This is a genomic window from Paraglaciecola sp. 20A4 (assembly GCF_011378905.1).
Classification (GTDB): domain Bacteria; phylum Pseudomonadota; class Gammaproteobacteria; order Enterobacterales; family Alteromonadaceae; genus Paraglaciecola.
This window is the reverse complement of sequence record NZ_WTPY01000001.1, coordinates 583,430-596,035: the sequence shown is the minus strand read 5'-3', so window position 1 is coordinate 596,035 and position 12,606 is coordinate 583,430. Positions and strand designations below refer to the sequence as shown.

9 protein-coding genes are annotated in these 12,606 nt (G+C 44.2%); 6 read left to right on the top strand and 3 right to left on the bottom strand.

The features are described 5' to 3' along the window. Positions 1 to 69: 69 nt before the first annotated feature. The 4 genes from GQS54_RS02370 to GQS54_RS02355 all read left to right on the top strand — a co-directional run bounded on the left by GQS54_RS02370 (position 70) and on the right by GQS54_RS02355 (position 6,559). Positions 70 to 2,559, top strand: coding sequence for a TonB-dependent receptor (locus GQS54_RS02370; RefSeq protein ID WP_166422388.1), 2,490 nt, complete (start codon positions 70 to 72; stop codon positions 2,557 to 2,559). Positions 2,560 to 2,686: 127 nt separating this feature from the next. Next, on the top strand, positions 2,687 to 4,180 hold the full coding sequence (locus GQS54_RS02365) for a metallophosphoesterase family protein (RefSeq protein WP_166422387.1): 1,494 nt from the start codon (positions 2,687 to 2,689) through the stop codon (positions 4,178 to 4,180). Positions 4,181 to 4,431: 251 nt separating this feature from the next. After that, positions 4,432 to 6,009 (top strand): YHYH protein, encoded by a 1,578-nt coding sequence (locus GQS54_RS02360; RefSeq protein WP_166422386.1) that lies wholly within the window; start codon positions 4,432 to 4,434, stop codon positions 6,007 to 6,009. 1 nt (position 6,010) lies between these two features. Then, positions 6,011 to 6,559 carry a hypothetical protein gene (locus GQS54_RS02355; RefSeq protein WP_166422385.1) on the top strand — a complete coding sequence of 183 codons (549 nt, stop codon included), beginning with the start codon at positions 6,011 to 6,013 and terminating at the stop codon, positions 6,557 to 6,559. A gap of 111 nt (positions 6,560 to 6,670) precedes the next feature. Here the strand turns inward: GQS54_RS02355 and GQS54_RS02350 are convergent, their stop codons facing one another. Next, entirely contained in the window at positions 6,671 to 7,564 is an 894-nt protein-coding gene (locus tag GQS54_RS02350; RefSeq protein ID WP_166422384.1) for a hypothetical protein, read from the bottom strand. Between the two features lie 205 nt (positions 7,565 to 7,769). Here GQS54_RS02350 and GQS54_RS02345 point away from each other — a divergent pair, with 205 nt between their 5' ends. Both GQS54_RS02345 and yegD read left to right on the top strand, forming a co-directional pair. After that, the gene (locus GQS54_RS02345; protein ID WP_166422383.1) at positions 7,770 to 8,579 is read left to right on the top strand and encodes a polysaccharide deacetylase family protein; all 810 of its coding nucleotides are present in this window, start codon (positions 7,770 to 7,772) and stop codon (positions 8,577 to 8,579) included. Between the two features lie 97 nt (positions 8,580 to 8,676). Next, positions 8,677 to 10,104 (top strand): molecular chaperone, encoded by a 1,428-nt coding sequence (yegD, locus tag GQS54_RS02340; RefSeq protein WP_166422382.1) that lies wholly within the window; start codon positions 8,677 to 8,679, stop codon positions 10,102 to 10,104. 102 nt (positions 10,105 to 10,206) lie between these two features. Here yegD and GQS54_RS02335 read toward each other — a convergent pair whose 3' ends face one another. After that, complete coding sequence (locus GQS54_RS02335) at positions 10,207 to 10,845, bottom strand: NAD(P)H-dependent oxidoreductase (protein WP_166422381.1); 639 nt, start codon at positions 10,843 to 10,845, stop codon at positions 10,207 to 10,209. A 263-nt stretch (positions 10,846 to 11,108) separates the two neighbouring features. Beyond that, complete coding sequence (locus GQS54_RS02330; protein WP_166422380.1) at positions 11,109 to 12,602, bottom strand: mannitol dehydrogenase family protein; 1,494 nt, start codon at positions 12,600 to 12,602, stop codon at positions 11,109 to 11,111. Between the last annotated feature and the right edge of the window lie 4 nt (positions 12,603 to 12,606).

Here is a 12,606-nt window from a genome sequence, read left to right as displayed (position 1 = left end):
TTCACTGAAAAATCTATCTCCATGATGACTCTTGTAGCGAACCCATATTAATTAACTGGAATACACATCATGAAAACACTCAGTCGTTCTATTAAGTGCGCTTTATTTGGCGGCGCGCTTGCTTCGCTTTTTCCTATTCATGCGCTAGCGCAGAAAACCGAAGTAAATATAGCTATTCAACCCCTTGGTCAGGCACTTAACCAGCTTTCTCAGCAAACCGGCACGGTAATCATCGCTCCAAGTCGTCTTGTCAGCAATAAACAAGCCGTGGCAGCTAAAGGCGAGCTATCCGTTATCAAAGCCGTAGAGTTATTATTGAAAGGCAGCGGATTACAAGCACAAGAACAACCAAGTGGAGCCATTGTTATTAAAAAAGCAGAAACGAATTCACTGACCCCTATTAAGCGCGCATCTCATTATCAAGCGCCTATGGACGAAGTCGTTGTAACGGCGCTAAAACGCGATAGCAGTTTACAAGATGCACCGGTGGCTATATCAGTACTTGGCGGTGATGAGCTAAAAGCAAGAGGCGTCACTGACTTCACAGACCTAATCGACAGTCTGTCAGGTATCTCTATTAACTCAGCTTTCGGTGGCCCTGAAAACAGCTTTATCACCATTCGTGGTATTGGTGGCGCAGATGACTACAAACCCAATGGCAACCCATCGGTTGCACTTCACGTAGATGGTATTTACCAAACTTCAAATGCTTATTTAAGTATGCCGCTTTTTGATTTAGAGCGCATCGAAGTACTGAAAGGGCCGCAAGGTACTTTGTATGGTCGTAACACTACCGCTGGTGCAATTAACGCTATTACCCGTGCCCCTGGTGATACATTAAATGGCTATGCCGATATTGAATATGGCGCATATGATTTTGTCTCAGGAAGTGCAGCGGTCGGCGGCCCCGTATCAGATAATCTTGGTATTCGTGTTGCGGTATTAATGGAGCAAGGCGGAGGGTTTATGGATGGCAAGGGTGCAGGCAATTTCGCAGGATTTGTACCACAGGGTACCGAAGGGATTGTGCCGCCAGTAGCTGACCCCGGTGAACGCGACGGCTTCGGTGATGCAGACTTGTTCGCCTTTCGTGGTACCGCTGTTTATGACTTTGATGATGTAACCTCACTGACTTTACATTACTTTGTAAGCCAAGATCGTGGTGATACACGTCAATATGACCGCGTAGCATTCGAAGATGATAAACCATCACTTAATGCTGGCGAAAACGGTGACCCATTTGAATTTTACACCAGTGAATACTATTCCCACGAAATCGATGTAAATGGCTTTTCTGGGGACTTTAGTCATCAATTACACTCAAACCTAAATTTAGATGTGTTATTCGCTCTGCAAAGCAGTGAACGTAACGTCAGTGGTAACGGTGATGGTACGTCGTTTCCACGCTATCAATACAACTTTGATGATCAACTAGACCAATCATCACTGGAGATTCGCTTAAGCGATTCAACAGGTGGGGATTTCGATTGGATAGCAGGTGCATTTTTCATCAATGATTCGGTAGATTTCACCAGTTATTGGACCAGCTACGCGGTATTGTCACAGTACAGCTCACCGTATAATCAGCGCCGCAACAGCGTTGCCACTTTCGGTAATATCGACTGGAACGTATCAAACGACTTAGTTATCAGTGGTGGTTTACGTTACACCAAAGATACCGCTAAATTTCGCGGTGAAAATATCGACGCGGATCCTTGGGGATTATCTGTATTTGAAGAAACCTTCAAAACCGACGCTAATTTCTCATGGGATCGAGAGTTCGATGACAGTAACGTGTCGGGCAAATTAGCTATACAGTATTTTATAAGCGATAACCTTAACGTCTTCGCATCAGTTAGCACGGCCTATCGTGGCGGCGGCTTTGACGGTACTTCAATTTTTTCTGAAGAAGAAACTCAACCTTTCGATTCAGAAGAAGTACTCGCCTATGAAGCTGGCGCACGTTATGTGACGAGCAGGATTAATCTCACCTTTGATGCGTTCTCTTATGACTTTGAAGAGCTGCAAGCCACGGCACGCTTGTCAAACGATACCAATGGCAGAACCAATGTTGGAAAGGCCACTGTCCGCGGTGCCGAGGCGTCGATGGCCCTAACGTTATATGAAGCAAACAATCACAAAATCACTTTCAATACAGCAGGCACTTACTTAGACACGGAAATCACCGAGTTCAGTTCAAACCGAGTTGATGACGTCACCAGTACCATTGGCGATCCACTGCCGGGCTCCCCCAAGTGGAGCCAAACCGCTGCGCTTAATTATCAAACATCGTTGGCCAATAACACCCAGTTAAATGCTCGCCTTAACTATAACTACCATGGTGAAGAGTCAAATCGCCTCAACGCAGGTGAAGGAAACACTGCACCATCTTATGACTTGCTTGGGGTACGTGTGGATGTCACTTTCGCAAATGGTTTAAATGTTTATGCCTATGGGCGCAACATCACCGACGAAACTTACTTCCTTGAACTTAACGGTGGCGCCCGACTAGTCGGTGCACCAGCGACTTACGGCGGGGGTGTTAGTTACGCGTTTTAAGCACACTTTAAGCACATCAATTCGTTAGCATATAGATAAAAATATGCCGATGCTTCTGGTAAAAAGCGTCACCAATATTCGGTGGCGCTTTATTATTTTATGTTCACAAAGTCCCTAGGAAATATGAATGAAGACACTCTGGATATCGCTATTTATATTATTGCTGATAGGCGCAAGCAATGCGGTTAATGCCCAGTCATCCCAGACCAACAGCATTAAAGACAACACGCCTTACATTACCGCTTCGTCATGGCCTGACCGCATTATTGTCACCCCTACGGAGTCTCCTTCCACCAGCATTTCGGTCACTTGGCGCAGCGACCAAACAGTTACGTCATCTTATGCTCAAATCGTTCAAGCAAATCCAGATGCCCGTTACGATATTCATGCCACTACTTTTGAGGCGAGCACACAAACTACACCATTGAACGAAGGCAATAATAATCTAGGAGCGTTTACTTATTCCGCCAATGCCCAGTTATCACCGGTTAATTACCATTCAATTACGTTTGAAGGCTTAGTAGCTGATACGCTATATAACTACCGTGTCAGTGGGGCCATGAATCAGTGGTCATCTTGGCAGCAGATTAAAACTGCAGCGCAAAAGAAGAATAGTGACGTTGAGTTTTTGTATTTTGGTGACGCACAAAATGGTATTTACTCTCACTGGCCATTGGTGCTACGCAAAGCTTGGCTGCACGGGAAAAACGCAGATTTTGCTATCTACGCAGGGGATTTAGTGAATGAAGGCGCCAGTGATCGCCAGTGGTCTAACTGGCTTAATGCTGGACGCTTTATCCACGCTATGCTGCCCGCAATACTCGTACCGGGCAATCATGAATACGATTGGCAAGTGCATAAAAATCAGCAGAAAGAATGGGCTCTGTCTACGCTTTGGCAAGATCAATTTACCCTGCCACCCGCACCAGCATTACCCACTGAATTACAAGAAACCGTTTATGTTACTCATTATCCAGACTTAGATATTTTTGTGCTTAATTCAGAGGCTCTCGGTAGCGTTAGTTTGTTGCAAGCCCAAGCCCGGTGGCTAAACCAAAAGCTTGAAAACAGCACAGCAAAGTGGCGCATCGTGACTATGCACCATCCGGTATTTTCATCGTGCGGCATGCCATTAAATACCCCGGGGCAAGACGAACCTGACGTGCGCGCGGCATTCTTGCCGGTATTTTTAAAGCACAATGTCGATTTAGTGCTGCAAGGCCACGACCACACATATTCTCGCGGTAGCATAGGCACAATAGATGACATAGCTAAAATCGCCAATGAAACTACGCAAAAAAAGGTGAAATCCGTTTTCGTTACTTCCGTTGCCGGCCCGAAGACCTATCCACAGAAACTTACCCGCTGGCAAGAATACCGTGATTACGGTGTAACGCTTGAGCGCATAGGCGAGAACACCCCTACGTATCAAATAATTAATAAATCAGCTAACGAGCTAAAATATCAGTCATTTACAACCGACGGTGAACGTTACGATGGCTTTACTTTGGAAAAAGACCAAAATGGTCAAAACACCTTAATTATTGATTCTGGCTTGCCTCCACAGCGTACCTTTATCAACACGGGGCCTTATACAAGTCACCATGATTTAGCCGAGTAATAATATTAAACAACCAAGGTCGTCGCTAGACATGGGTAGCGGCGACAATATCTCCCCTTAAACACGCCAGCCCCTTGCTCTTTCTGTAATAAATATCCGTTAATCAGATATTTAGCGCATTCATTATTCAGCAAAGTCCCTTTTTGACTAAACCCCTTAATAACTGCACATAAGCTGCACAGTTTCTGCACATTTAACTGGTAGATTCGCGTTATTAATTCTGAATAATAGCCAAAACTACAGGTGAAGAGATGAAAAACCTTCCACGCAGTACAATCGTCAAATGGTCCAGCGCATTAATGTTATGTGTGTTGTTAGGAGGCTGCGGTTCTGATTCGTCTAGTGACGAAGATACTGCTAACGACGGAACCGTTAACACCTCACCTGTGGTTGATGCAGGAGCTGCTCAGACCGCTACAACAGGTGACGTTGTAACGTTAAGCGCAACAATAAGTGATGATGATACGAATTACACCATTACTTGGAATCAATTGTCAGGCGCTGATGTAACACTAAGCGATACATCAGCGGCCGCAACTACTTTCACCGCGCCGACAGTGGATACTGAAGAAACCTTACAATTTCAAATAGCAGTAGATGATGGCACCAACGATGCAGTCACAGACACCGTCTCTATCACCGTCAGCGCCCAAGACGATGCTGAAGAGTCTGACACCAACAGTGTTTGGATAATCAATACCACAAATGAAGTATCGACTCGCATATTGGACTCATCAACCGGCATTGGCGTACTGGTAAACGTGCAATCGGTTAGTGACGAAAACGTAGATGAGGCCGACTATACGGTAGTCACCAGCCAAGGGATCCCAAAATACGATGTGACTATGACGCAGGATATTATTGATGGTATTAACAATCGCCCTAAAGCCAGTAGAGATCTCGTCACGGGTGAAACGACAGCATCAGTAGGTGACGTTGTCGAGTTCGGCGAAGATGTTGGTTATGTCAGCACAGGGGATAACTGTGATACAAATGCAGGATATGGTTATTGGCCACCAGGACCCGCTTGTCCGACTGAAGATGAACGAGAAGTCTATTTCCCTAAAACGCCCGAAGCCACCACCGAAGAATGCGAAAATGGTTTGGGTAAAGTTGGCTTATTTGTAAATGGCTCTTCTGTTTATAACTGGGGCGATGGAATGAGCTACAACAGCGATGGCTCTTGGCAAAACCTTGCTCCAGTTGCCGAGCAATACGATGTCGATATTTGCGGCGGGCATTCGGCTAACGGCGACTACCACCACCACTTTTACACCAGCTGTTTAGCAGACTTAGTCGGTGACACTGGCGATCAACATTCCCCCATTTATGGGTTTGCTGCTGATGGATATCCTATATATGGTCCATGGCAAGATGACGGCCTACTAGCAGTTAGTGCGTGGGTCGTGCGAGATTACTCATCAAACTCAGACACAGGTTGTTCCGATAATGCCCGTAGCTGTGCCATGGTAGATCAATACGATGCATCTCAGGGAACAGAAACCGCAACCCAAGGCCCTGAGTTTGATGATGTTGTGGAAACCTTATCTGGTAATGAATTGGTCGCGAATAACGGTTATTACTACGAGGATTATTATTGGAACAGTGATTTAACCGCGCAAGGAGGTGCATATCTTGATCAGTACAACGGTCATTCTGATGCTACTCATGGTTATCATTATCACGTAACTATCAGCGAAACCAATGGTGTTTATGCACCTGCCTTTCCCTATATTATCGGCACACGCTTTGCGGGTGAGTTACAAGACAACTCAGTAGCATCTTGCAGCACTGGTACCGTGATGGGGCCTCCTCCAGGAGCGGGTTAGTATGAAACAATATAAATATGTTGTGTCAACATCACGCTTTATTCGCCATCTTTTACTTGCATCGCTCATGTTAGGGGCGATTCAAATGATTAATGTAGTGGCGGTTGCCTCAACTGAAATTCATGAGCACAAGGCGTTAGATATTGGGGCGGGTACGCCCGTTCCCAAAATCGAACTAAGTGCTTATCGCGACGCGACTGACGGCGTCAATATTCATATAGAAATAGACAACTATGTGCTCAATGCACCCGATTTAGCCATTAATACGCCAGACCATAAAGTTGCCGGGAGCCTGCAAGGGCATGCCCATGTTTTTGTGAACGGTATTAAGCGACAGCGCCTATACGGTAAAGATTCGCATGTGCCGCAAAGTTGGTTGATAGAAGGGGTTAATCAGGTCGCAGTTTCCCTGAATAGTCATCAACATGAAAACTGGATGTCGGGAGACCACAATATTGTAGGCTCGATATTCTTGGATTTGTCTAAAGAACCTATGGTTTTACATAACTTCACTTCTCAGCCCATTGAAAACAAACATGCCCACCATTAGGTGAGCATGTTTGTTTTCAGCAAGTTTTGCTTTATAAATGCAGTGAGTAATGGTCGCTATTCACAACTAACACACTCCCCCACTAATAGAAGCGCATCTAATTGCCACTTGTTAATCGATATCCAAATCAAACTTCACCTTTTGCATTGCACGCTGTATGCCACTCTCACCATCAAACAATAACTGGCCAACGCTGACCGGTGTATCTTCATCTAGTGTAAGCGTGATGGCATCACCTTCAAGCAACGCGATACCTGCATCTGTGAGTTGTTGCTCTATTTTATTATTGGTTTTGGCCTTTGCTTGCTGGCCTCGCCCAATAGCTTTATCACGCAATGAATCTGCAGACACACCTTTGTGTGTTGCCTCACTATTTAATAATGTGTCAAGTAGGCCATCATCTTGTAAATAGACAGATGCTTCGTGGATAACAAGTTCTTGTAACATCACCGTACCCATTAATAGCGCATTATGACTCCCTAAACCTTGGAGTTTTTTAAGGCCTGTCATCTCCATTGATACACGCACCTCACCGATATCATCGCCTTCGATGCTAAATTCTTCTAATTCAGCTTTATCATCTTCCACATCCACTTCCAAGGCGAAGTCCAAATCTACTTCATTTCCTTTTTGTTGCAGCAGATAAATAAACGCTTCATATAGGTCTTTCGGCTTGTCGCTCACCAAAAAATCAGCGACGCTAATGTCATCAGCCGATAAGACAATCTCGCTTAATACACCGTCTTCTTGTGCAAACTCTTTGATAATAAGCTCATCGATCAGAACCTTGCCAAAGCCTGTATCAATTATCAACTCATCGATCGTTGCTCCGCCAAAAGGTGAAGCAGATACATCGTCGTAAGTCATTTCCACACCAAAACTGCGGCTTTCGTTGACTAAATTATTTAAGGCATCTTCGGCCTTGTTGGTGGCCATAATCGAACCGCCTATATAACCAGCCGCTAAAACGACAATTCCAACCAAGACTATTTTTTTAACATCCATATATTCACTCTTTTATAAAATTCGTAACTCGCGCTATTGATATCAATCAATAGCATTTTTTGCAATCAAATCAGTAGATACATTAGTCTATGGGTATAAGCTAAAGAGCCAAAAGGATCAGGCTGTTAATCAAAATAATCATTGAGATAGCATCGGTATTGGGTAAACCTTAGATTCTAAATTTATACCATTAACGACTATAATCATGCTCGCAGCACACTACCGAACAACGATATTATTCATTACGGGGCTATTTTTCACAGCAAATCAATTGGCCTTTGCAGAACAAAGTAATTGGTTAAAAGAGGGAAAAGTCGCCATTAGTTTGTCGTATGACGACGCATTATTAAGCCAACTAGAAAACGTTGTACCCGCGCTTAACGAAAGAGATCTTAAAGCCTCTTTTTACGTTGTTCCCCTTTCAGTTGAATTTAAAAATCGGCTAGCGCAATGGCGAACCATAGCTAAGCAAGGCCACGAGTTGGGTAATCATTCATTGTTTCATGCGTGTCAAGGCTCACGGCCTGGCAGAGAATGGGTGCTACCTGAAAACGATTTAAGTACCCGCACGGTTAACGCTATGGTCAACGAAATCACCGTTGCCAATACCTTGCTTAACGCAGTTGACGGCGAAACGGTTCGCACATTCACCCCACCCTGTTTTGACCAGCAAACCCAAAATGGTAATTACTTGCTGGCAATTAAAAGCCAATTTATCGCTGTAAAGAGCTGTGATGCTAGCAACTTTTCAGTTCTGATCGCCCCTGAGAACCTAACGGCCAAGCAAATCATTGTGTTTATTATAAGCCAACCGAAAAATATTAAACTCATCAATATATTGTTCCACGGAGTCGGCGGTGACCACCTCATCACGGCCACTGCGGAACACAACGCGTTACTCGACTATCTGGTTATTCATCGCGATAAATACTGGGTAGATACCTACCGCAATATCCGCTTAGCCGTTCCCCCTAGACCTGATGAGTTTCCAAATAGTGATGTCTGTCCCGGATAGTATTTATGTTGCATCGTCACTAACAACATTTAAATAACAAATTGTCGGAGCGCTTTATATTAAAATGGAAAAAACTGTTTATAACCAAGGATCTTAAATGTTTGCAGGCCTCGACTTTGGCACCTCTAATTGTTCAATTGCCGTCATGGAGAATGGACACCCCGTATTACTCCCTCTAGAGGACGGTAAAACGCGCCTTCCATCATCTTTGTTTATTGAACACGGAATGTCAGCGCCTGCCGTGATTACCGAGGAAGCTCTTGGGGAGCAAATCGCCGCCCTTAAAAGTGAGCAAGACGAAACCGTTAGCTTAACACAAGAACAGCTAGTCAATATTGCTCGCAAGCAATTGCGAAAAGCGCATCGGCTGCATAATGCCAGCGACCAGCGCGCACAAAGCATCGTTCAAGCATTGGCAGCTAACGGTGATGTGATTTTTGGTGAAGAAGCTGAACTGATGCATATTTCAGATCCCGAAAGTGGCTTTTATATAAAGTCGCCTAAATCCTTTTTAGGGGCAGATATTAACGCCACCCAGCGGGCTGTATTCACCACCATAGTCGAAAAAATGCTGGCCTTTATCAAACAAGAGGCCGAAAGCCTTAAACATAATGAGCTAAGCCAAATTATGATTGGTCGCCCTGTCAATTTTCACGGATTGCTTGGCAAAGACGGTAACAAACAAGCTTTAAGCATCATCAACAGTGCCGCCGAAAGAATCGGTTTTAAAGATGTACAGTTTTTGATGGAACCCGTAGCAGCTGCCTATGATTACGAACGTCAATTAAGCGACGACAAGCTTGTATTGATCCTTGATTTAGGCGGTGGTACCACTGATTGTTCAATGATCAAAGTAGGTCCCAGCTATGTGAAATTAATCAATCGACAGGATTGTATTCTTAGTCATACAGGCAAACGTATCGGCGGTATCGATTTAGATAACAAACTCGCCCTTATGGCATTAATGCCTGAATTTGGCAAAAATACCGTTTTGAATAATGGTCTTCCTGTACCAAATCATTTGTTCAAACAGGCCGTGACTGTCAACGATGTTGCTGCGCAACAAGAATTTAATGGGCGCTTAACAGGCAAAGAGATTGAAGAATATTGCCGCATTAGTCCTAATCCAAAACTAAATCGTTTGAAAGCGTTGCGTGATGGTAAGTTTGGCTTACGCGTCAGTCGCAGTGCTGAGCTTGCTAAAATACTACTGTCAGAGCACGACGACATACGCTTGGCGTTACATTACATTGAGCAAGGTTTTGAAGTGCCTATTACTCGCACACAGTTAAGCGACGCAATAGCTGATGAGTTAAGCAAGTTTGAACGATTAATGAAAGAAGCGATTCAACAAGCTGGCACTACGCCAGATGTGTTGTACGTGACAGGTGGAACGGCTATGTCACCCGTGGTGCAAAACTGGATAAACTCTGTGTTTCCTGGTCTTGAAATAGTAATTGGAGATCATTTTGGCAGCGTAACATCAGGCCTAACTACCCATGCTCAACGGATTTTCACTGGCTAAATTGTCCGATTTACTTAACGTAAAGCAAAAGAAAAATCGCTGCCCACATAGCAATAAGCGGGCAGCGCAGCGTTTATTCAATGAATAAACGCAGTTAATGCATCAAGCTACAGTGGTAATAAAGTCTTCATCGCTACGGCGAACTTTCTTTAAATTTACTAGCCAGTCACCTTCATCAGCACGATAACCTAGAGGCAACATCACTACTGAGCGTAAGCCTTTCTCCCGAAGCCCAAGAATCGCGTCTACCTCACCTGGCGTAAAACCTTCCATAGGTGTGCTATCCACTTTGACATCTGCAGCAGCGATTAAAGCTGAACCTAAGCCGATGTAGGCTTGGCGGGCGGCATGTTCAAAATTCGTTTCTGCATCACGCTGAGGATAAGCATTTAACAACATATTACGATAATCTTCCCAACCTTGGTTTTTAAAGCCGCGCTCTTCATTGACCAAATCGAACATCATATTAATGCGCTCGGCGGTGTAATTGTCCCAAGCAGCAAATACCAACAAGTGCGAGGCATCAGAGATCTGTTCTTGTCCCCATGCATGGGGCACAATTTTTTCACGAATATCTTTATTTGTTACAACAAGCACTTCATAAGGCTGTAAGCCGCTAGAACTAGCGCTAAGGCGAATAGCCTCTAAAATAAAGTCAACTTTTTCTTGGCTTACAACTTTGCTCGAATCGAATTTTTTGGTGGCATAACGCCATTGTAAATCTTGCAGTAAATCAGACATATAACCTCTTATTAGGATTGCAACGATGGATATATCATCCGTTATCGTTACTGGTGAAATTTCGTTATAAGTGAAATATGGATGAACTGAGGTAGTTACAAGGTGCTGCTAAAAATTAGCTATGCGGGTGATTGGCGCTTAATGACTAAATTATTACAGGTATAGCAACCTGAATGGAGATAGGCGAGTAAAAAAACAGCCATTCACTGAACACTCCGTTGCTTTGGAGTGCCCAGCGAGTCAAGTAAAATAGGGGATTTTACTTATTGAGTAATAGCCTGCATCTGGCTTTTAATATCGCCATTGGCATAGAGTGTTTCGATTTGACGTTTATATTCAGTAACAAATCGAGGATATTTCTTCACCTCAGCAAAAATACTTTCAAGTGCTAAAAAGGCTAACGCGTCAGCGCTCGTTTTCTTCGCCACATCGTGCAGCTCAGTGGCCATGATATCGTTTATATCTAGTGCCTTGCCGTTTTGATTCACTTGTTTATCACTGTAGTAACACCAAGCCGCCAATACCAAAGTGGCACAGGCGATATCTCCGTCGTTCTCCAAGTTATGCAACAAGGTTGGGATCAAAAATGTGGCTACTTTTGAAGAGCTTTCTAAGCAAATTCGCGACAAACTGTCTTTGATATTTGGATTAGCGAAACGCTCAAACAACACGTCTTTGTATTCTGTTAGGTCAATGCCCTCTACTGGATCCAGAACAGGCGTAACTTCTTTATCCATGAATAAGCGTAAGTAGCGTGCAAACGTCGGCTCTTGCACAGCACCATCAATGGTTTCTTGCTCTTCAATTGAGCCTAAAATACCTAACACAGAGTGACCTGCATTCAATAGGCGAATTTTCATTTTTTCATAAGGAGTCACGTCCGACACAAACTGTGCGCCCACTTGTTCCCACAATGGGCGAGCATCGCTGAACTTATCCTCAATAATCCATTGAATAAAAGGTTCGCATACCACCGGCCAATTGTCTTTAACGCCCACGTCATTCGCAAGGTAAGTCATATCTGCCGGTGTCGTGGCTGGCGTTATACGGTCAACCATCGCATTAGGGAATTGCACTTCTTCGGCTATCCAGGCTGCTAAGTCTTGATCACAATGGCCCACATAAGCTAACAACATTTTACGTGTCATATTGCCGTTGTGCTGAATGTTGTCACATGACTGCACAGTAAATGGTTTTTTACCTGCGTCTTTGCGTAATTTAAGGGCCGCGGCTAAATAACCAAATACCAGACGAGGCGAACTCGGGTTCGCCAAGTCATGCACTACATCAGGATGACTAAAGTCGAACTCGTCAGTAACGGGATTAAAGTTATAGCCCCCTTCTGTAATGGTCAGCGATACAATTTTTGTTTCGTCACTGGCCATTTTATCGACGACCTTTTGCGGCGCATCACAGCTAAGTATAAAATCAGTTAAACAACCAATAACGCGATTTTCTACCTGACCATTCGGGTGCCTTACTATCAGGGTGTATAAGTAATCTTGTTCTTTGAGGATTGATTGCATTTTGCGGTCGCCCTCACGCAAACCTACCCCACAAATACCCCAAGATAAATCGCCGCTTTGTTGCATAAATTCGTCGGTATAAAAGGCCTCATGAGAGCGGTGAAAGCCCCCCACACCGATATGCACAATACCGGCAGTGACCTTGCTACGATCGTAATTTGGTACTGCAACATCGCTAGGTAGTGCAGATAAATTCGCTTGGTTTAATACAATAGCGTTTTCAATAGTCATAATG